The organism is Candidatus Methanomethylophilaceae archaeon, assembly GCA_017524805.1.
Lineage (GTDB): Archaea > Thermoplasmatota > Thermoplasmata > Methanomassiliicoccales > Methanomethylophilaceae > Methanoprimaticola.
The window spans coordinates 36,821-57,261 of the sequence record JAFXUX010000027.1 but is presented as its reverse complement, the minus strand read 5'-3'; the positions used below and the strand labels follow the sequence as shown (position 1 = coordinate 57,261).

At 53.1% G+C, this 20,441-nt stretch carries 19 protein-coding genes; 14 read left to right on the top strand and 5 right to left on the bottom strand.

The window, feature by feature from the left end:
• Positions 1 to 30: 30 nt before the first annotated feature.
• The gene (locus IKP20_05710) at positions 31 to 1,356 is read right to left on the bottom strand and encodes a DUF1743 domain-containing protein (protein ID MBR4504449.1); all 1,326 of its coding nucleotides are present in this window, start codon (positions 1,354 to 1,356) and stop codon (positions 31 to 33) included.
• A 26-nt stretch (positions 1,357 to 1,382) separates the two neighbouring features.
• Positions 1,383 to 1,685: a hypothetical protein gene (locus IKP20_05705; GenBank protein ID MBR4504448.1), complete on the bottom strand. Its 303-nt coding sequence runs from the start codon at positions 1,683 to 1,685 to the stop codon at positions 1,383 to 1,385.
• A gap of 425 nt (positions 1,686 to 2,110) precedes the next feature.
• Here IKP20_05705 and IKP20_05700 point away from each other — a divergent pair, with 425 nt between their 5' ends.
• Positions 2,111 to 3,346, top strand: coding sequence for an ORC1-type DNA replication protein (locus tag IKP20_05700; protein MBR4504447.1), 1,236 nt, complete (start codon positions 2,111 to 2,113; stop codon positions 3,344 to 3,346).
• 260 nt (positions 3,347 to 3,606) lie between these two features.
• Complete coding sequence (locus IKP20_05695) at positions 3,607 to 4,350, top strand: DUF169 domain-containing protein (protein ID MBR4504446.1); 744 nt, start codon at positions 3,607 to 3,609, stop codon at positions 4,348 to 4,350.
• A gap of 60 nt (positions 4,351 to 4,410) precedes the next feature.
• On the opposite strand, the gene IKP20_05690 is transcribed toward IKP20_05695, so the two are convergent.
• Entirely contained in the window at positions 4,411 to 5,199 is a 789-nt protein-coding gene (locus IKP20_05690; GenBank protein MBR4504445.1) for a S26 family signal peptidase, read from the bottom strand.
• A 98-nt stretch (positions 5,200 to 5,297) separates the two neighbouring features.
• On the opposite strand from IKP20_05690, the gene IKP20_05685 reads away from it, so the two are divergent.
• The 11 genes from IKP20_05685 to IKP20_05635 all read left to right on the top strand — a co-directional run bounded on the left by IKP20_05685 (position 5,298) and on the right by IKP20_05635 (position 14,367).
• Positions 5,298 to 5,747: a dCMP deaminase family protein gene (locus IKP20_05685; GenBank protein ID MBR4504444.1), complete on the top strand. Its 450-nt coding sequence runs from the start codon at positions 5,298 to 5,300 to the stop codon at positions 5,745 to 5,747.
• A 161-nt stretch (positions 5,748 to 5,908) separates the two neighbouring features.
• The gene (locus IKP20_05680; protein MBR4504443.1) at positions 5,909 to 6,241 is read left to right on the top strand and encodes a hypothetical protein; all 333 of its coding nucleotides are present in this window, start codon (positions 5,909 to 5,911) and stop codon (positions 6,239 to 6,241) included.
• 40 nt (positions 6,242 to 6,281) lie between these two features.
• Positions 6,282 to 8,273, top strand: coding sequence for a V-type ATP synthase subunit I (locus tag IKP20_05675; protein MBR4504442.1), 1,992 nt, complete (start codon positions 6,282 to 6,284; stop codon positions 8,271 to 8,273).
• A gap of 13 nt (positions 8,274 to 8,286) precedes the next feature.
• Entirely contained in the window at positions 8,287 to 8,514 is a 228-nt protein-coding gene (locus tag IKP20_05670) for an ATPase (GenBank protein MBR4504441.1), read from the top strand.
• 20 nt (positions 8,515 to 8,534) lie between these two features.
• The gene (locus tag IKP20_05665) at positions 8,535 to 9,095 is read left to right on the top strand and encodes a hypothetical protein (GenBank protein ID MBR4504440.1); all 561 of its coding nucleotides are present in this window, start codon (positions 8,535 to 8,537) and stop codon (positions 9,093 to 9,095) included.
• Positions 9,096 to 9,100: 5 nt separating this feature from the next.
• Positions 9,101 to 10,159, top strand: a complete 1,059-nt coding sequence (gene ahaC / locus IKP20_05660) for an ATP synthase A1 subunit C (GenBank protein ID MBR4504439.1) — start codon at positions 9,101 to 9,103, stop codon at positions 10,157 to 10,159.
• A complete protein-coding gene (locus tag IKP20_05655) occupies positions 10,159 to 10,464 on the top strand; it encodes a V-type ATP synthase subunit F (GenBank protein ID MBR4504438.1) in 306 nt (101 codons plus the stop codon). The genes ahaC and IKP20_05655 overlap by 1 nt, the downstream gene beginning before the upstream one ends.
• Positions 10,465 to 12,195, top strand: a complete 1,731-nt coding sequence (locus tag IKP20_05650; protein MBR4504437.1) for a V-type ATP synthase subunit A — start codon at positions 10,465 to 10,467, stop codon at positions 12,193 to 12,195. It abuts the gene before it with no gap.
• A gap of 5 nt (positions 12,196 to 12,200) precedes the next feature.
• Positions 12,201 to 13,583: a V-type ATP synthase subunit B gene (locus IKP20_05645; protein ID MBR4504436.1), complete on the top strand. Its 1,383-nt coding sequence runs from the start codon at positions 12,201 to 12,203 to the stop codon at positions 13,581 to 13,583.
• Positions 13,584 to 13,588: 5 nt separating this feature from the next.
• Entirely contained in the window at positions 13,589 to 14,209 is a 621-nt protein-coding gene (locus IKP20_05640; GenBank protein MBR4504435.1) for a V-type ATP synthase subunit D, read from the top strand.
• A 2-nt stretch (positions 14,210 to 14,211) separates the two neighbouring features.
• Positions 14,212 to 14,367 (top strand): hypothetical protein, encoded by a 156-nt coding sequence (locus IKP20_05635; GenBank protein ID MBR4504434.1) that lies wholly within the window; start codon positions 14,212 to 14,214, stop codon positions 14,365 to 14,367.
• 56 nt (positions 14,368 to 14,423) lie between these two features.
• Here the strand turns inward: IKP20_05635 and IKP20_05630 are convergent, their stop codons facing one another.
• Positions 14,424 to 15,065: an SIMPL domain-containing protein gene (locus tag IKP20_05630; protein MBR4504433.1), complete on the bottom strand. Its 642-nt coding sequence runs from the start codon at positions 15,063 to 15,065 to the stop codon at positions 14,424 to 14,426.
• Between the two features lie 56 nt (positions 15,066 to 15,121).
• Complete coding sequence (locus IKP20_05625) at positions 15,122 to 16,582, bottom strand: DNA-directed DNA polymerase II small subunit (GenBank protein MBR4504432.1); 1,461 nt, start codon at positions 16,580 to 16,582, stop codon at positions 15,122 to 15,124.
• Between the two features lie 202 nt (positions 16,583 to 16,784).
• On the opposite strand from IKP20_05625, the gene IKP20_05620 reads away from it, so the two are divergent.
• On the top strand, positions 16,785 to 20,162 hold the full coding sequence (locus tag IKP20_05620) for a leucine-rich repeat domain-containing protein (GenBank protein ID MBR4504431.1): 3,378 nt from the start codon (positions 16,785 to 16,787) through the stop codon (positions 20,160 to 20,162).
• Positions 20,163 to 20,441: the final 279 nt, after the last annotated feature.

The following is a 20,441-nucleotide window of genomic DNA, read 5'->3' as shown; positions in this document are numbered from 1 at the left end:
CCATATGGCGTCCATATAAAATAATGTCGATTATCGATTACGTCCATTGACGAATTCCACAGGCTGGCATTCGCCCATCCTTTTGAGAGGCTTGGAAAGATGCCTTCTTGCGGCGGTGGGAGGCTCATACCAACCTGGAACGATCTGGCGGACTACGGCCTCGGTCACAGGTTCGGAAGCTTTCGTATGGCATTTTTTGCATCTGAAACCGGCACAGGAACCTGCAGAACCCATCGTCTTCCCGCATACCGGACAGATCGGATTCGAAATCTTTCTGCGCTCTTCCACAGTGGAAATGACGTGTATCTTCTCGATGTTCAAAGTGCGGGGATTATCCCTCAATTCCCCGACCACTTCGATTTCGTCCCCGACATCCAGCCAATCAGGAACGAATCTGAATTCTTTCGATGGTTCGTATGTGCCGCATTCCACCTTCCCATATTCGGTGGACACATCGAAAAACACATGGCCGCCGGGAATATGGCGGGATCTCGAAGATACGGTTCCGCGGATGAAATAAGATTGGTTGGGAACCAAGCTCTTCGCGTGGGTGATGATGTGATCGTCCGTCCCCTGGTTTGTCAGGAATATCATCCATCTCTCTATCGGCTCGGTCGATATTTTCCCGGAAGCTTCGATGAGATCTTCTTCGACGTCGCCGCGAAGTCCGTACATCACAGGACAGGGAGTCGCAGGAACCATCGCAACCTTCTGCATGCGGTCTTCCCAGCTGTTGAATGTCGTAGGATAACCGTGCTCAACATCGCGTATGGTGAGAGGATCGAAAATACGCTCTGTGCCCCACCTCTCGGGTGGGCGATAAGTCAGAAGCTCATATGTGCTGTCCCTGGGCCTCCAAGCCATGCCGCAAACGCAACCTATGAGACCTCTTCCGCATCCAATTTCGAATGTGGTGCCTCCGACAGCCTTTATCCCAGGATCCACGTCATCGCGGGTTAGTATGGTCCTGACCCCTCTCCAGTAAAATTCTTGGGAAGGTTTCCGGACGGATATCAGCAGGCCAGGATCGGAATCATCCTCGTGATGCTCTTGGATATGCGGTATGATCCTGCGCTTCATCTCCTCCGGATCGGGCTCGTATGAAGTATGGCGGTCATAGCAGAATATGTCGCGATCTCCTATGCGTCCGATGAGCCTCTTTTTCCCAGCACCTTTTCCGAATCTCATAGTAAGAGAGCCGTTTCCGCGAGTCTTCCATGGGACAGAAGGGTTGAGACGAACCAAACGGGGATTCCCTATGAGATCCAGCTCGGGGAACTCGCGTATGATCTCCGTCGCAAGGAACGTCGTGCAATTCCCTTTCATCGAATCCGTATCGTCAACCGCAACGAACATCCCGAGGGCAATCGCTCAATGCTACTTTATATTGTCCCAAAAGAGGGATCATCCAGAAGAGTCAGAGTCGAAACAAAGAAGATAGACCCATCGCTCGAGAATGCGCCGGAAATACCGTAATGACCCAATTCTGTGACTTCAACCTTGGAGAAACATCTAATCTTGGTTCCATCGGAGCAGTCGAAATCGAAAGTGTACCCTTTGGCAGATTCGCTCACGCCATGGGCGATGCCCCTCTGATCGAATTCCATCATCGGATTCCCCGAGAAGAAAACGATAAGAAGCGCGACAGCTACGACCGAGAACGCGAGAATGAGATATTTATTCAATCGGAAGCACCGGATAAAAAGTTCCGCTGCAGATGATAAAGAAATAGGGGTGCGGTAGACAATCATGCCCCCCACCCCTCCATTTCCACTGGAACTCCCCATGAAGGGTATGGGGCAGCTCAGACCATGGAGTTGATGAGGCAAAGAACGCCTATGAACGCGACTATCCCAAGAATGCAAGCGCCGATAGTGAGCCATCCTTTCATTGTTATGCTCCTCCTTTGATTGTAATGAGGGTAACCTGAATCTATTATTTAATATGGATTAGACCTGAGAAGGATCCGACGGAAACCCTGAAAAATTTCCATTGGAATAGGGACAATCAGAGCACCATCAGGGCGCTGTCTGAAAATCGTTATAAACAACGTAAAGATAGAGTGGAAAGAAAATTGGAAAAAGGTATTTCCAATGAAAAGGGTAGGGACATGACTGAGCCGAACATTTTTACGCAATATATGCAAAAAAGGAATACGGTGGTGAAGAATAAGAAAATTCTTCAGTCATCCTACATACCTGAGAAGCTGCCACATAGAATGGATAAGATCAACGAAGTCGTCGAGATAATAGCCCCTGCCCTCAACAAAGACAAACCATCCAACATTCTTATAATCGGAAAGACCGGAACAGGAAAGACCGCGGTCATGAATTTTGTCGGCAAAGAATTGAAAAAAGCCGATCCGAATCAGACCAATTGCGCATATATCTATGTGAACTGCGAAGTCGTCGACACTTCCTACGGAATCTTATACAACATTTCCAACCAGATAATCACGGATCCCAGCAAGAAGATTCCGTTCACAGGATGGAGTATTGATAAAGTCTTCGCGGAATTGGCTGAATATATAGACAAAGAAGAGAAAGTCTTCATAATCGTTCTCGACGAGATAGACAGATCATTCCAAAAGAATGGGGCAGACATCTTCTATTATCTCACATCGATAAACGAGATCCTTCAGATTTCCAAAGTTTCCGTGATCGGAATAACCAACAATGCGAAATTCACTGAATTCCTCAGTCCTAGGATCAGAAGCAGACTGGGAGAGGAAAAAATCATATTCCCTCCATATAACGTCGAGCAGCTCCAGGATATCCTTTATGAAAGAGCGAAATTCGCTTTCGATGACGGAATTCTTGACGATGATGTCATACCATATTGTGCTGCGCTTTCTGCGCAGGAAATGGGGGATGCGAGACGCGCCTTGGATCTTCTCAGAATGTCTGCGGATATAGCTGAAAGAAACGGAGATTCCAAGATAACATCGGCTCATGTTCGTTCTGCGAAGAATAAGATCGAACTCGATGCTGTTTCCGAAGTTGTAAAAACCTTGACTATACAATCCAAGACAGTTCTTCTGAGCGTCATATTAAATAAAGATGAAGGGCTGAATCCGATGACAACCGGGGATGTCTTCACGAAATACAAATTCATATGCGAAGTCATCGGACAATCTGCGCTTTCCCAAAGAAGGGTTGCAGGTCTGATTTCTGAACTGGATATGCTTGGAATCGTCCATGCAAGGGTCAAATCCTTCGGAAGAGCCGGTCGTACGAGGGAAATTGAACTCAGCACCCCAAAAGAAATTGTCAACATGATAAAATCCGATGATGCTTTCAAAGATTATTGGATGTACAAGCCTCCGAAACAGAAGACTTTCTTCTGATTCCATAGGAAAAATTCTTTCATTGCCGCTTTGAATTGAGCAAACTGATTTCGTTCGGTTCAAAGCGTGTTTTATCTTATTCATCATTCTGTTTTTCACTCTTTTCAACGCTTATTTTCCTTCTTTCCTATCCCTTTCCTCGTATTTTCCTGTCTGTCTACGATTGCCCATATCTTTTTTTCTGGTTCCAGTGGAAATGGAGGGGTGGGGGCCTTTGCCATAAGCATAGTATTATTTCGTCAGGATTGGATATGGCATCCATGGGAAAATTATCCGCTTATCTCCGTAATGAAACTCCATTTGTAGCAATATACCACGTTCCAGAAGCTCCAGAAGGATCTGAATCTCCTGATGAGAGCATCCATTGCGTTTTCAAGTCCATGTTCATTCCTGCTTTAAAAGGACATACCATCGCGGCCCGCAAGGATCAGATGGGTTGCGGCGGTTCGCACAACGGTCTGGGAATGGGCGGCGAATCCGATCGCAAAGACCTTTCATTCATCTATTCCACCGGTCTGAATGACAGGCCCGGTGCTGGTTTTTATCGTGATCCTGAGATCGCATCCGCTTCTCTTGGTTTCATGAAGGCTTATGGCACCGGGAATGACTATTGCGTCATGGAACCTCTGGATAAGGCGGAATCCAGGGGAGCTCCCATAGAAGTTGTGGCGATCCTCACCGACAACGTTCGCATTTCCGCGCTTTCCACTCTCATCGGTTACGATCGCGCTCCCGGCCCTCATGTGCACATGGTCCATGCTTTCGCTTGCGAGGAATTGTACGCGCTTCCCAAAGCCGAAAGCGAGAAAGGGACTCAGGATGCGTTCTTGGGGGCAACCGAACTGTATGTCAGGAAGTTTGTGCGTCCGGAGGAGATGACCTTCGCAGTTCCGTATGAAGCGTACAAAAGAATGGAATCGAACGCTGACAAGACATTCCTGGCGAATGGCAGGTGGGAGAAGGCATTGGGAGACCTCCAGGAAAACCATTCCTGCTGCATGTAAGAACTTTCTTAATGGTTCCATAGGGGCGGGATTGTTTTACCCGTCCCATAGATCCTATTTTTATTCGTTTTTCCATCTTCTCGCCTGCCAAATTATGTCTATTATGACCATGGATGCTATCACGAGCGTCAGAAGCATCGCGAGAGATGGCACGCTGTTCGGAACGTAGGTGAGGTTGCTGTTCCCTTTGATGAGGAGTTTTATGGTTCCGAGCCACGGAAGCTCCAATATCGGGACGGATTTTATTTCGCTGTAAGATATCGGATGCCCTATTATCCCGGATGCCTGATCGAAACTGAGGTTGGTCTTCGGGTTGTCGCCCAATGTAAGGTATCCGCTGTTCTTCCCCAAGTTGGAGAGATTGATTGATACAGTTTTTTTGGATTGGGTTATATCCACGAAAGTGAGGGTTCCGGTCAGATCGGTATAGTCTGACCCATTGCTGCTGTACCAGGTGCCCTTATAATTCTCGAGTTCCGGGGAGCTCCATTTTTTCGTGTTGGAATCCCATTCCAACCAGACTATCGCTCTGTGGATCACCGGATTATAATTCACATTCCTTTCGTAAATGATGACCGATCCGTAATCTCCGAACGAGGAATATCCGATCTGGGTGCCTTCTACATAGCTTTGGATGTCTGAATTTGACTTGTTTTTCACGACGACGATGTCCCCGGTGTCTATGCATCCGATCTGGGATCTTTCATTGTCGTGCTGCATGCTTTGGGACATCACCACGCTGAACGGGGTGTTCATTCCCGTGTATGCTATGAGCGCGGCGTATCCGACGACTATTATCAGCAACGCTATTCCGATGGCCATTATCGTCTTCTTGTTCTCGCTCTTCACGCCTCTCCCCATGGTGTGCGGGTATAAACACATGGCGAATATTGCATCGATTTCATTCGGATTTCCGGGTTTATATATGGCATCGCGTATTAGCTGTCATGGCAAGGCCCACCAACGACGAGTATTTCATGAGCATGGCAAAGTTGGTAGCCAGCAGATCCACATGCATCAGGAGGCAGGTAGGCGCCGTCATCGTCAAGGATAAGAGGGTGCTTTCCACAGGCTATAACGGATCCCCCAAAGGGACGCGCCATTGCGAAGAGCTTGGATGCATAAGGGAGCAGCTTCATGTCCCTTCCGGAACTAGGCATGAGCTCTGCAGAGGCGTCCACGCAGAACAGAACGCAGTCATCCAGGCGGCATATTTCGGCACCAGCGTGAACGGCGGCACACTTTACACGACGACTTATCCCTGCTCCATGTGCGCCAAGATAATAATCAACGCTGGGATCAGAGAGATAGTGTACGACGAGGGCTATGTCGACGATCTTTCCAACCAGATACTGTCCGAAACAAACATCATCGTCCGCAGATACGAAGTCCGATGACGTTTTCAATCAATGGTGTATTTTTTTCTTCCACAGATTTTTTCTCATTTTGAGATATAAACCTTTTCTAAACTCTTTATAATTGAATTATTAATTGATTTGATGGCACTAACATTAAGTATATCCCCCCGATTACCTCAATTAGGGTCGGGGAGAGTAATATGAGCCGAACTGACATACTTTCGGAAATTAAGCGGGCGGAACAGAAAGCTGACGACATCATGAACGATGCCGAAGCTCTGAGAAAAACCGCCATCGCTGACGCTCGCAGAGACTCTGTAAAAAAGATTCAGGATGCTGAGGCCGAATGCCGCAGCTCTTTTGAATCCGCGATCACCGCAGCCAAAGTGAAACTCGAGGCCGAACGTTCCAACCTTCTCAAAGACGGTAATGCGGCGGCGGCAGCGATTGAGCAGAGAGCGACGGTGAAAATGCAGGAAGTAAAAGATTTTCTCTTCAAAGAATTCGAGAGGACCTTAAATGTCACTTCCTGAGCCGATGAGTAGGATTGTGATCGTGGGTACCAAATCTCACATGGACGAGGCTATCGACGCCTTGTACGATGCGGGGGCTATCCACCTGATCGATCATACTGTCGACGCGGATGAAGGTTTCACCCTCGGGGTTCCCCGTCCATACGCATCTAAAGCATCCGAAAGGCTGCTGAAAGTGCGCGCGATGGAGAAGGATCTTGGTATCACGAAAAAAACGCGCACCAATCCTATCCCCGAGTCTGAAATAAAGAGCCGGATATCATCGGACAGCGTCGAGCTTGCTGAGGATGAGATTTTCTCTGTCACCAGCAAGAAGAATGATCTCAATCAGAGAATCACTGAGCTGAACGCTACCAAGAAGAATCTTGAGCTTCTATCCAAACTCGATATCGACCTCGATATGTACTCAGGCTACCTGAGCATATTCTCGATGGTCGGAACCGTCGCCGCCGATCCCACCCCTCTTCTCGCCGATATACCCTGCGAAGTCTATGTCAACGGGATTTCCAAGAAGGAGGATGGCGTCGCCGCAGTTTTCGCCAAGAACGAGGACAGGGACAAAGTCTTGTCTGCGCTCGCGAACTGCGATTTCTCCGAGATCACGGTCCCCGAAGGGAAGACCGGCTCCGCTTCTGCGGCGCTCGCGAACGTAGATTCCGAGCTTGCCAACGTCCAGGCGGAACTCGAGAAAGTCGAGGGAGAGCTCAACGCGCTTCTTGAGAAACACAAAGATTTCCTCAAAGCTTCTGAGGAAGAACTATCCATTGAAGTTGAGAAAGGCGAGATCCCCGTGAGGCTCGCCGCCAGCGATTACTCCTTCGTCGCAGACGCTTGGGTGCCCACCAAAAAGGCCGAATCCATCAAGATCGCGCTTGAATCCAAGGTGGAAGGCACTTACGTCGAGATCCTGGAGAACCGCGGCAGATCGATGAAAGAGGTTGAAGATGCAGAGGACAGATTCAAAGAGGTCCCCACCAAATTCAACAACGGAAGAATAGTGAAGGAATTCCAGTATCCGACGAAGCTCATGTCGGTTCCGAAGTATCAGGAGATTGATCCTTCTGTGCTCATAGCGATTTTCCTTCCGTTGTTCTTCGGAATGATGATCGGTGATGTCGGCTATTCCATCCCGTTCATAATACTTGGTGCTTACGGACTCAAAGTCACGCACCACAAAGATTGGCGCGCCATCGCCACCGTCCTGTTCTTCGGAGGAATCTGGGCATTCATCTTCGGATTCTTCTTCTATGGCGAATGCTTAGGAATGCACTTCATAGGCGAACAGGAAGGCGTGGAATACACATGGGAATATCTGTTAGGTCTTGACCACCTTCCGAACTTCTTCCACGGAATTCTCCCTGGAGGCGAAGGTGTCCATAAATTGGGTTCTGATTGGATCGGATTCCAGCTCAAACTCTCTGTCTACATCGGTATCTGCCACCTTCTGTTGGCGTACTGCTGCGCAGTCTACAACAAGACCCTCCAGCATGGATTCAAAGCCGCATTCAAAGAGAAGGGCGGATGGGTCCTCAGCTTCCTCGGCATGGTCTTCATATGCTATGCGCTTGCGATGCTGCTCATCTACAAGCTTCCGTTGGACGGCCTCCTTGTCTATCTGGCAATCGGCGCCGTGCTCCTCATAATAGGCATCGTCCTCAACCTTCCCCACGAAGGGATGCAGGCGGTCATGGAGCTTCCCGGAATCGTAGGTGGTATCCTTTCCTACACTCGTATAGCCGCAATAGGAATGTCAAAAGCAGGAATGGCTCTTGCTTTCAACTATATCTGCATCGGAATGATCTATCCAGGTCTCGGCGGGGGAATCTTGGCGCTCGTAGTGACGTTCGCCCTGTTCGCGTTCCTCCATCTGATGATTTGGACCCTCGGAATCCTTTCCGCAGGACTTCACTCTCTCAGGTTGCAGTTCGTCGAGCTTATGGTTAAGTTCTTCGACGGCGGCGGAGTCGAGTACAATCCCCTTAAAATCAAACGCGTGAAAACCACTTCCGAACCCAGCAAAAACAAAGCATAAAGAGGTATCATAAATGGCAGCAGCAGAAGCAGCAGGACTCATCGCAGTTGGAGCAGGACTTGCAGTCGGACTTACCGGTCTCGGAGCAGGTATCGCGGAAGGAAACGTCGGAGCCGCCGCAGTCGGAGCCATCACCGAGGACGCAAGCCTTTTCGGTAAATCCATGATCTTCATGGTTCTTCCTGAGACCATCGTCATCTTCGGACTGGTTATTTCCATCCTTGCTATCTTCGTGATGTGAGCCCGCCAAGAGGTAATCTCATGGCAGCATTAGCAAACGTCACTCAGGAGATCCTCAAAACCGCAGAGGACGCGGCCAGCAGCGTGAAGGCTCAGGCCGAACAGGAGATCGCTAAGATCGCCGCCGATGCGGATTCGAAGATCGCTGAGCTTGTGGGCAGAGAGGCCAAGAAGCGCGATGAGGAGATTGACCGTCTCAAGCGCCAGGAGATCTCCAGCGCTGAACTCGAGAGCAAGAAGATCGTCCTCGCCAAGAAGAAGGACGTCCTCGCGAAAGCTTTCGACCAGACTCTCGCCGACCTTGAGAACGCTCCCAGGGATAAGAAGCTGGAGCAGTACAAGGCCATGGTGAAGAAGGTCAAGGACATCATCCCCAACCCTAAGGCGGTAATGTCCAAGAACGAAGACTTCACCGCAGAAGAGCTTGGCGTGTCCTCGGTCTCCAAAGACAGCAGGATAAAATCCGGTCTCATCCTCCAGAGCGAGGATGGGCAGGTCGAAGTGGATATGCAATATTCCACCTTGCTCCAGTCCATTTGGAACCGCGAGATCAAGACTGTGTCGAACATTCTCTTCGGGTGAGGAAGATGTTCAAGCGCAGTGTAAGGAAAGGAAACTACGAGTACACCGTAACCAGGGTCAAAGCGAAGAAGTCGAAGCTTCTCCGCGAGGAAGATTACGACAAGATGATCCAGATGAGCCTGCCCGAGATCTCCCGTTACATAAGCGAAGCCGGCTACCAGAAAGAGATAGCCGATCTCGCCGGGAAATACTCCGACATAGCCTTGGTAGAGCATGCTACCTATCAGAACATGGCCAACGTGTTCAAGAGCATCCTCGGAGCCTCCCAGGGAGAGCTGGCCACCATGGTCGGTTCCTATCTCGAGAAATGGGACATCTGGAACCTGAAGGTCATTCTCCGCGGGAAATCGTACGGACTCGACGCCGAAGGGATGAGAGAGGATTTCGTCCCCGCAGGGAAAGTCGACGCCGCCGATCTGGAAAAGCTCCTTTCGCTCGATTCCATCGACGATGTGCTCAACGAGTACAGCAAAGTGGGAAAGGTGAAATTCCCTCCTGAGGTCATTTCCGAGTACAAAGAGACTCAGAACCTTGGCGTCATCGAGGATTTCCTCGACAAATACCACTATCAGAGACTGCTCGACAGCATCAATCCCTACACGCGGCCTACCAAGATCTTCCTTGACTACATCAGGAAGGATATCGACGTGGTGAACCTCAGGACGATCATGAAGCTCAAGTCGGAAGGCATAACCGGCGATCAGGCGATGAAATACTTCATCCCCGGTGGGATGCAGATCGATTCGAAGTTCGCGCAGGTGCTTGCCAACGCTGAGACAGTCAGCGCGGCCGCCGGCGACATGTCCCGTCTGGAGGTTTTCGAGGACTACATCAAACCGGTCCTCGATACCGACAGCACCACCAACAAAGCCGTCGTCTCCGCCATCAAGAAGTATCAGGGGGATCAGGCCAACAAGATGGCCCATATGTATCCTCTTTCGGTCCTTCCCGTCATCGACTTCATGGTCCACAAAGAGACCGAAGTCAGGAACATCAGGATCGTTGCGAGAGGCGTCGACGGAGGCCTCAGCAGAGAGACCATAAAAGGATTGCTGGTGATCTGATGGAGATAGCAGTCATCGGAAGCGAAGATTTCGTACTTGGATTCAGGCTAGCAGGAATCAGGCGCGTATTTGTCGCGAATTCAGACAATTACCAAGACATAATGCTGGAGGCAATGGCCCAGCCAACAATAGGTATCCTTGCAGTGGATGCAAAGGACCTCGACAATCTCTCCTACACCGTCAGGCAGAAGGTATCGGATTCGATCCAGCCTGTCGTGGTGCCTGTCGGAGGCGACGAGAGCGATCTCCGCGAGAAGGTCAAGAGAGCGATTGGCGTTGATTTATACAAAAACGAGGATGAATAAATGAGCACTGAAGGTGTAATTTACAGGGTCGCCGGACCTGTCGTGACCGCCACCGGTATCTCCCCCAAAATGTACGATGTCGTGCACGTCGGGGACGAGCAGCTGATGGGCGAAGTCATCAAGATCATCGGCGAGTACTCTATCATCCAGGTTTACGAAGATACCGACGGCATAAAACCCGGAGAGCCCGTCACCAACACCGGCAGGCCTCTTTCGGTCGAGCTCGGTCCTGGCCTTCTCACCTCCGTTTACGACGGAATCCAGAGGCCTCTCCCCATTCTCAGGGAGAAAATGGGCGACTTCATCTACCGTGGTGTCTCCGCACCTGGTCTTGACCACGACAAAAAATGGGAGTTCGTCGCCACCGCTAAAGCAGGCGACATCGTCTCTGAAGGTCAGGTCATCGGAACCGTGCAGGAAGGACCTATCCTCCACAAGATTCTGGTTCCCATCGGAATAAAGAACGCGAAGATCGAGAGGATCAGCGGCGGATTCTACACCATCGACGAGACCGTCGCCGTCATCGGCGGAAGGGACATCCCCATGGTGCAGTACTGGCCCGTCCGTAACGCCAGGCCTGTCATCGAGAAATACCAGCCTGACATACCTCTGGTCACCGGGCTTCGTGTCCTCGACACCATGTTCCCCCTCGCGAAGGGAGGAGCCGCAGCCATCCCCGGAGCGTTCGGAACCGGGAAGACCGTCACCCAGCAGTCCCTTGCCAAGTACTCCGATGCCGACATCGTCGTCTACATCGGATGCGGAGAGCGCGGAAACGAGATGACCGAAGTTCTGACCGAATTCCCCGCTCTGAAAGACCCCAGGACCGGAGAGTCGCTGATGAAGAGGACCGTCCTCATCGCCAACACCTCCAACATGCCTGTGGCGGCCCGTGAGGCTTCCGTCTACACCGGAATGACCATCGCCGAGTACTTCAGAGACATGGGATACAACGTGGCTCTCATGGCCGATTCCACCTCCAGGTGGGCAGAGGCCATGCGTGAGATCTCGTCCAGGCTCGAAGAGATGCCCGGAGAAGAGGGATACCCCGCATACCTTGCAGGACGTCTCTCCGAGTTCTACGAGCGTGCCGCGCGTGTCAAAGCGCTCTGCGGCCAGGACGGATCCGTCTCGGTCATCGGAGCGGTTTCGCCTCCTGGCGGCGACCTGTCCGAACCTGTCACTCAGAACACCCTCCGTATCGTCCGTGTCTTCTGGGCTCTGGACACCAAGCTGAGGGAGAGAAGGCACTTCCCCACCATCAACTGGCTCACTTCGTACACCATGTACGACAGGCAGCTCTCCGAGTGGTTCAAATCCAACGTGGCCGACGACTTCATCGACCTCAAAGGATGGGCCATGAAGACCCTGCAGAAAGAGTCCGAACTTCAGGAAGTCGTTCAGATGGTCGGTTCCGACTCCCTGCCCGACGAGCAGAAGATCACCCTCGAGATCTCCAAGATGATCCGTGAGATCTTCCTCCAGCAGAACGCATACCACCCCGTGGACTGCTTCTGCCCGCTCCCCAGGCAGTACAGGATGCTCACTCTGATCAAGAAATACTCCGACATGGCGGACAAAGCCCTCGCCTCCGGCGCGCAGGTCGACAAGATCGTGCACCTTCCCGTCAGGACCAGGTTCAACCAGGCCAAATACGAGGACAACGTCGACGCCGAGCTGGATGCCGTATCTGCGGACATGGACAAGCAGTTCGCGGAGATTGGAGCGTGATTCTTATGGCAGACATATCCAAAGAGTACAAGACAATCTCCCAGATCGCCGGGCCTCTCGTGTACGTCAAGAACACCGAGCCCGTCGGATACAAAGAGATGGTCAACATCAGGCTCTCCGACGGAAGCATGAGGAGAGGCCAGGTTCTCGATTCCTCCGGCGACATCGTCGTCGTCCAGGTTTTCGAGGGGACCACCGGTATCGACAGGGATGCGTCCGTCCGTTTCCTCGGCGAGACCATGAAGATGCCCGTTTCGAAGGACATGCTCGGAAGGATCCTCTCCGGATCCGGAAAGCCCCTCGACGGAGGAGCTGACATCGTCCCCGAAGACGAGCGCGACATCATGGGTGCGGCTATCAACCCCTGGGCAAGGGACAGCCCGTCCGACTTCATCCAGACCGGTATCTCCACCATCGACGGTATGAACACCCTGGTCAGGGGACAGAAACTGCCTATCTTCTCCGCGTCGGGTCTTCCCCACAACGAGATCGCGCTTCAGATCGCGAGGCAGGCAAAGGTCCGCGGAGAGAACGAGGAGTTCGCCGTCGTGTTCATCGCCATGGGTATCACCAACGAGGAGAAGCAGATGTTCATGACCGAGTTCGAGAGGACCGGAGCGCTGAAGAACGCAGTGGTCTTCCTCAACTTGGCAGACGACCCTGCCGTCGAGCGTACCCTCACTCCCCGTCTCGGTCTCACCACCGCGGAGTACATGGCATTCGACCTCGGCATGCAGGTGCTGGTCATCATGACCGACATCACCAACTACTGCGAGGCTCTCCGTCAGATCGGAGCCGCCCGTGAGGAAGTGCCCGGAAGGCGTGGATATCCCGGTTACATGTACACCGATCTTGCCCAGCTCTACGAGCGTGCGGGAAGGATCAAAGGGAAGAAAGGATCTATCACCCAGATCCCCATCCTGTCCATGCCCGGAGGAGACATCACCCACCCGATCCCCGACCTTTCCGGTTACATCACCGAAGGCCAGATCGTTCTGTCGATGGATCTCCACAGGAACGGTATCTATCCCCCGATCAACGTTTCCTCGTCCCTCAGCAGGCTGATGGGAGGAGGAACCGGAGAGGGCAAGACCCGTGAGGACCACAAAGGGGTCTCCGACCAGCTCTACGCCTCGTACGCAGAAGGTAAGGATCTCCGCGGTCTCGTGGCCATCGTCGGTAAGGATTCGCTTTCCGAGATGGACAGGAAACTCCTGGACTTCGCCGACGTCTTCGAGGACCGCTTCGTCCGCCAGGGATCCGAAGAGGACCGTTCGATTGAGGAGACCCTCGACCTCGGATGGAACCTTCTCACCACCCTCGACCTCGAGCAGATCACGAAGATCGGCCGTAAGTACATCGAGAAGTACATGCCCAAGAAGGAGTGATCCCCATGGGAGCGCACGATGTCACCCCCAACCGTTCGGTCCTTCTCCAGCTGAAGAACAAGATCAAGCTGACCGAAGGCGGCCACAAAATTCTCAAGATGAAGAGGGACGGCCTCATCATCGAGTTCTTCGAGGTCCTGGAGAAAGCCAAGCAGATGCGCGCGGGAGTATCATCCGACTACGAGTCTGCGATGGAGAAGATCAACATCGCCTCCACGGTCAAGGGAGAGATCGCAGTGAAATCCGCGGCTTACGCCCTGAAGGCGGATCCGCAGGTGAAGCTGAGCAGCAAAAGCATCATGGGAATGGTCGTCCCCAAAGTCGAAGCCGAAAGCATCCACACGAAGATTGTCGACAGGGGATACGGTGTCATCACTACCTCCTCGTACATCGAGGATGCGGCGGTCGCGTTCGAGAAGCTTCTCGACACGATCGTCCGCGCGGCCGAAGTCGAGACCACCATGAAGAAGCTGCTGGACGAGATCGAGAAGACCAAGAGAAGGGTCAACGCCCTGGAATTCAAGATCATCCCCGAGCTCAAAGAGTCGGAGAGGTTCGTAAAGTTCAGCCTCGAAGAGATGGACAGAGAGAACACCACCCGTCTCAAGCACCTGAAGAAGGAGTGACGATGAAATCGCTCGAAGAGCGCGCAGAAGAGATCCGCGACGATCCGAAGAAGCTGAAAAGGGCCTTCACGATCGTCTGGGTCGCCGCTTATTCGATGCTGATACTCGGAGTCATAATCATACTCGCTGTGCTGCTCAGCGAGCATGTCTTCAACTGAAACCGTTTCCGCCTCCCGGCGCTCCTGACGGCCCGGGAAGGCGGATTTTTTCTGATTCAAGCGATATCCCATTCGACGGTTACCGTCTCGGAGATCTCGATATCTTCCGGCTCGAAATCCACGTTGTATGCCATGTCGTCCAGGCATTCCTCGGCGTTCGCCCTGCACCCCATGGCTTTCATCATCGGCCTTATGGGCTCCGGGCCTCCGATCGACCTTATGCCCAATATGCTGGCTCCGGAGGCTTCAGCCATGATCTCAGCGCGCTTCCTGGCGGTTTCTATGGCTTTCTTCAGGGCTTCCGTGCGGGCCTCCTCGAGTTCCGTCGATTGGAACGAGAATCTGATTCTGGGCGCGCATCCGCACCTCGATATGCTGTACAGTGCCTTCCCCAGGACGGAGTTGTCGATCGGGAATTCGAAGCACAGGGACTGGACGTATTCGTAGCCTTTGAAGACCTCCCTGTATTCGTTGTTCCCTACCTTCACGTTCTCGTATCTCGGGTCTATCCTGAAATCTGTGGTCTTGAGGGATTCCCTCTTCAGGCCTATCTTTTCCAGGACGTCCTTGATTTCGTTTCCATTGGAAACCGAAGCGTCGAAAGCTTCGGAATATTCCTTCTTGATTCCCGAGATCGTGAGGTCGATCCTGGTCGTATCCGGTTTGGCGGTCGCTCTTCCGGTCGCTGTAGCGCTCATTATCCCCATATCCGCGGGAATGGCGTCCGGCGTTCTTATCTATGTCGAAGAACCCCTCAATTTCCACTGGAAAAAGATCGTCTCATGAAATTGTGCATCAGAACCGATCCGTCTCCGAGGTCTACCACAGGCATTATCGCCGGGTCCGGGATGAAATTGTGCATCTTCTGGTATTCGGTCTGGCTCTGCCAGGTGGATGCGTTGATCATCCTGATGCCGTTGTATATCTCCTGCCCTGCGCCGTGCACATGGCCCGAGACGAAGATCTCCGGCACATATTCCATGACCAGATAATCTCTTTTTTCGGGTGCGAGAGCGTTCCTCTGGCCGTAGATCGGGGCGAGATGGCGGGTCTTGCACATGGACCGCATGACTTTCAGGGGATCGTCATAGCTCATGCCGCGCACCCCTGCGATCCAGTCGTCCATGCTCTTCCCATGGTAGGTGAGAACCGTTCTGCCTTCCACGCTGAGATACACGGGGTTGCCGAGCATCAGGACATCGGAATCGAACGCTCCGGTGAATTTCTTGTTTAAAGCGGGCTGGGGCTCGGCCAGGCGGGCTGCGTCATGGTTTCCTGGGTGAATAACCATCTTTATTCCGTCGGGGATGTCTTTCAGATATTCCGCGAGCTTTTCGTACTGCTCATAGATGTCCGCGATGATGAGTTCCTTGTCCTGATCCGGGAACACGCCTATGCCATCCACGACGTCCCCCGGGAACACCAGATAATTTATGTCGTTCTTTTCGGCGTTGGCTCTGAGCCAAGACGTCATCCTCTTCCATGCGGGCTCAAGGAATGTTGTGCTGCCTACGTGGACGTCGGAGAGGAAAGCGATTTTCGAGGTCTGGTCCCCCGGCTCCCACGCGTTGCCCTTGGGCACATCCGGCCAGATTATCTTGTCGGCTATGAAGAGATCTTTGCTTTTCCCGGTGGATTTTATTGCTACGCCGATGACCTCGTCATCGATCAGGAGCTCGTCGATCAGGGGCGAATCCTTGGAGACCAGTATTTTGGCCGTGTCGGTGTCGTCCTCCACGGACAGCATGATGTGCCCGTTCTTCGTGGTGCTTTTTTCATATATCATGACGACCACGTGGCAGTCCCTGTTCATCGTCTTGGCTTTCTCGAGGCTTACCGCATAGGCCATCTCCCTGTTTTTCATCAGGATTTTTTTCAGGGATTGGAATCTGCTCATCATCAGGTTCGCGAAATCGTTTATCTTCCCTTCGCAGGTGGATTCTCCGGTGACATCGGTCCCGCCTATCACATGGATGTCCGGAGTGAATCTGTTCCTGGGCTTCGTTTCCTTCGGGGATTGGAACATTATGCTGTCGCCGGCGATGCAATCCATGATGTCTTTTTTGCTGACGAAAACCATGTCCGAAGCCAGATGGGAGAATACGGTATTCGTGAATGCCATGGGGTCGCTGTTGGACAGGATCATCTCCATAGCGTCCGGAGAGAAAAGGATCTTTCTCTTAGCAGCCTCGGAAAGGATCTCCGCCTTCATGATTGGTGATTTGCCGTAATCTATATTTGAGTTGGCACCGGCCGCGTCGGAGCTTCACCGTCATGGAGGAGTCAGCACTATGAGGCCGCGTTATTCCCGCGAAGCGAAGGGGAAATGATGGGCCAGAAATGGTTTCCCAGCGGTCTGATATCGGCAAGAATTATCCTTCCCGATGATTATAAATTCATAAACAGATACGAATCCCATGGGGCACATCTGCGATATCAAAGTGAATGAGATCTGGCGCATGATAGCTGTCGCCGCTATAGTCATGGCCGCGGCTGCGCTAATAGTAGCCACGCAATCGGACGGCTCGGAAGGGGCCCAATCCGGCAGATGCGGGGCCGATCTCACTTGGGAGCTTGACGACGATGGGAACCTGACCATCTCCGGCAGCGGTATGATGTCTGACAATACTTGGAAAGAACTCAATTTCTGGCCTTGGGTCGATGAAGTGAAGTCTGTGCGTTTCGAAGGCTCAGTCACGACTATTGGCGGTTATGCATTCTTGGGTTGCACTTCGTTGGTCTCCGTGGACATCCCAGACTCGGTTCACAGCATCCTATGGGGCGCATTCTACGGATGCACTTCGTTGGTCTCCGTGGATATCCCAGATTCGGTAACCACCATTTCACAGAAGGCATTCTACGGATGCACTTCGTTGGTCTCCGTGGATATCGGGAACTCGGTCGAATCTATCGAATGGGATGCGTTCCACGGCTGCACTTCTTTGTCTTCCGTGTCCATCCCCGACTCGGTCATTCATATCAGAGACAATGCGTTCTACGATTGCACTTCGTTGGTCTCCGTGGACATCGGGAGCTCGGCAGTGGACATCGGAAGTTCCGCATTTTACAACTGCGTCTCATTGGTATCTGTGTCCATCCCCGACTCGGTCACCCTCATTATGGACAAGGCGTTCTACGGCTGCAATAAAATCAAATCTGTGTATTTGCGGGGTGTCATAACTGTTCAGGTAAAGGCATTCGCCAGATGCACATCTTTGGCCTCCATCAGCTTCGGAGACTCTCTGAGTGACATACAGTCGTATGCTTTTTACGGGTGTACCTCCCTTTCCAAAGTGAATTTCCCGGATTCTCTGGCAACGATAGAACAGGCAGCGTTCGGCGGGATCAGATTTCTGGATGAGAACGGGAACGAACTCCCCCACACTGCAAGCAGTCTCGGGGGATTCGCTTACGAAGGCCATGGCGGCGTGTTGAAGCGGACCGGAGCATTATTCGCCTCCGATGGGTTGCTGTTCAGGCTCGATCGGCTAGGAGACGCGGATGTAACTCTGGTAGGCTTTTCCGAGCCAGCGGCCTATCTGTCAATCCCCGCGTCAGTATCCTATGGGGAGAAGGACTATTATGTCTCCGGCATAGGGTCGCGCGCTTTCAACAGACTCGCTGAACTGGTCTTCGTCTCCATCCCGGACTCGGTCACGGCCATCGGGAATCAGGCGTTCGCGGAGTGCACCTCCCTTGAATCCGTCTCCATCCCGGACTCGGTCACGGCCATCGGGGAGTACGCATTCTACGGGTGCACCTCGTTGGTCTCTGTGGACATTCCAGACTCGGTCACGGTCATCAATGAAGGAACGTTCCACGGTTGCTCCTCTCTGACCTCCGTCTCCATCCCGGACTCGGTCACATCGATTGGATATAGTGCGTTTTACAGATGCACCTCCCTGTCCTCCGTCTCCATCCCGGACTCGGTCACGGCCATCGGGAATCAGGCGTTCGCGATGTGCACTTCACTTGCCTCCGTGAATCTTGGAAGCTCATTGACATCTATTGGCTACGGCGTATTCTCGAGGTGCACCTCCCTGTCCTCCGTCTCCATCCCGGACTCGGTCACGACAATCGATCTATATGCGTTCTATATGTGTCCATCCTTGGCCTCTGTCTCCATCCCGGACTCGGTCACGTCCATCGGAAAAAATGCGTTCAATGAGATCAGTTTCCTGGACGAGAAGGGGAACGTTCTTCCGCATACGCCGGAAGGCCTCAGAGGGTACGCTTACGAAGGCCATGGCGGCGTGCTGATGCGTGTGGCGGGCTTAGTATTCGTATCCGACGGGTTTGTGTTCAAGCTCAATTGGTCCAGCAGCACGGATGTCACCCTGGTCAGCTGTTCCGAGCAGATGGCTAATCTTACGGTCCCTGCAGCGGTATCCAACAACGGGAAGAGTTATCCAGTCTCCGGCATAGGATCCAAAGCTTTTTACGGGCTCGCCGAACTGGTGTCCCTGTCCATCGGAAGCTCGGTGGAGACCATAGGCGAGTATGCGTTCGAGAATTGCACGTCTCTGTCTTCCATTGCCTTTGGCGACTCGGTAAAAACCATCGGAAGGGGGGCGTTCAAAGGTTGCACTTCCCTGTCCTCTGTCTCCATCCCGGACTCGGTCACGGCCATCGGAGATGATGCGTTCTGCGGCTGCAGTTCTCTTGTTTCCGTAGAGATCGGAAGCTCGGCAGAGTCTATCGGGGCCTCTGCATTTTACGGCTGCACCTCCCTGGCCTACGCAGTCATCGGGAGTTCAGTCGAGCACATCGGGGCATACGCGTTCTACGGTTGCGATTCCCTTGTCTCTGCGGACCTCGGAAGCGTATCCGAGATAGGCATGAAGGCGTTCGCCCGCTGCGGGTCGCTGGAAACCGTCAGCTTCGGCGGTTCCCTCGGGGAGATAGCGCCGTACTCGTTCTTCGGGTGCGGTTCCCTTGCCTCCGTATCCATTCCGGACTCGGTTGCGTCCGTAGGGAAGAGCGCGTTCAGCGGGTGCAAAGCGCTTATCAGCGTGATCATCCCGGGCTCTGTGGCCTCCATAGGCGAGAACGCATTCTACGGGATCAGGTTCCTGGATGAGAGGGGGGATGCTTTAGACTGCACGGCGGCCGGTCTGAGCGGATATGCGTACGAGGGGCGTTGCTGCGTTCTCCAGCGCGTGGCGGACGGCTTCACGTTCGTTTCCGGCGGTCTGGTATACAAGGTGGACTGGTCCGGCGATGCGGACGCGACTCTCGTCGGCTTCTCCGAGCCGATGGCGAATCTTGCGGTCCCGGCCTCGGTGTCCTACGGTGGAAAGGATTATCCTGTCACTGAGATAGGCCCCAAGGCCTTCTACGGCCTCGCAGAGCTGGTATCCGCCGATCTGGGGAGTGTAACCGAGATAGGCATGAAGGCGTTCGCCCGCTGCCCCGCGCTGGAAACCATCGACTTCGGGGATTCCTTGAGGTCGGTGGGAGGGTATGCGTTCTACGCATGCGATTCTCTCGCATCCGTGTCTATTCCGGATTCCGCGGTGTCCATCGGGAAGTGTGCGTTCTCGCTGTGCGGATCCCTTGGGGAATTAGTGATTCCAGATTCGGTGGGGACTGTCGCCTATCGCGCGTTCTGCGGATGCACGTCGCTGGCTTCGGTGGCCGTCGGAAGCTCGGTGGAGACCGTAGGCGACCAGGCGTTCTTCGACCTCAGATTCTTCGACGAAAACGGAAAGAGGCTGCCTGCGACCGCAGATGCCCTTGCCGGCTATCTGTACGTAGGAGACGGCGACGGGCGGCTGTTCCGTTCCGCAGCCTGACGGGACCTCCCGCCGGCCAGAACCACAAACGGGGCCCTTCCAGCAGGGTCCCGTCTTCACTTTCTTCCTCGATCGCATCTCGTCTTCCTCATCCCCTGCGGCCGCTTCTGATACCGGCTCGGTCGTCTGGGCCCGGATCCAGGCCGTCGCGATATACCGCGCAGTTTCTGATGTCAGCCCGGCCACTGCGCAGAGAGGGGCGCTTCGTACCGGTCTGATATCGGCAAGAATTGCCCTGCTTGACAATTATAAGTCGAGTAAGAGGGGCCCTTACTTGAC

Coding starts and splice junctions, on each gene's coding strand:
- IKP20_05710 (MBR4504449.1), bottom strand. CDS start 1,356: ATGTTCGTTGCGGTTGACGATACGGATTCGATGAAAGGGAATTGCACG.
- IKP20_05700 (MBR4504447.1), top strand. CDS start 2,111: ATGACTGAGCCGAACATTTTTACGCAATATATGCAAAAAAGGAATACG.
- IKP20_05695 (MBR4504446.1), top strand. CDS start 3,607: ATGGGAAAATTATCCGCTTATCTCCGTAATGAAACTCCATTTGTAGCA.
- IKP20_05685 (MBR4504444.1), top strand. CDS start 5,298: ATGGCAAGGCCCACCAACGACGAGTATTTCATGAGCATGGCAAAGTTG.
- IKP20_05680 (MBR4504443.1), top strand. CDS start 5,909: ATGAGCCGAACTGACATACTTTCGGAAATTAAGCGGGCGGAACAGAAA.
- IKP20_05675 (MBR4504442.1), top strand. CDS start 6,282: ATGGACGAGGCTATCGACGCCTTGTACGATGCGGGGGCTATCCACCTG.
- IKP20_05670 (MBR4504441.1), top strand. CDS start 8,287: ATGGCAGCAGCAGAAGCAGCAGGACTCATCGCAGTTGGAGCAGGACTT.
- IKP20_05665 (MBR4504440.1), top strand. CDS start 8,535: ATGGCAGCATTAGCAAACGTCACTCAGGAGATCCTCAAAACCGCAGAG.
- ahaC (MBR4504439.1), top strand. CDS start 9,101: ATGTTCAAGCGCAGTGTAAGGAAAGGAAACTACGAGTACACCGTAACC.
- IKP20_05655 (MBR4504438.1), top strand. CDS start 10,159: ATGGAGATAGCAGTCATCGGAAGCGAAGATTTCGTACTTGGATTCAGG.
- IKP20_05650 (MBR4504437.1), top strand. CDS start 10,465: ATGAGCACTGAAGGTGTAATTTACAGGGTCGCCGGACCTGTCGTGACC.
- IKP20_05645 (MBR4504436.1), top strand. CDS start 12,201: ATGGCAGACATATCCAAAGAGTACAAGACAATCTCCCAGATCGCCGGG.
- IKP20_05640 (MBR4504435.1), top strand. CDS start 13,589: ATGGGAGCGCACGATGTCACCCCCAACCGTTCGGTCCTTCTCCAGCTG.
- IKP20_05635 (MBR4504434.1), top strand. CDS start 14,212: ATGAAATCGCTCGAAGAGCGCGCAGAAGAGATCCGCGACGATCCGAAG.
- IKP20_05630 (MBR4504433.1), bottom strand. CDS start 15,065: ATGAGCGCTACAGCGACCGGAAGAGCGACCGCCAAACCGGATACGACC.
- IKP20_05620 (MBR4504431.1), top strand. CDS start 16,785: ATGGGGCACATCTGCGATATCAAAGTGAATGAGATCTGGCGCATGATA.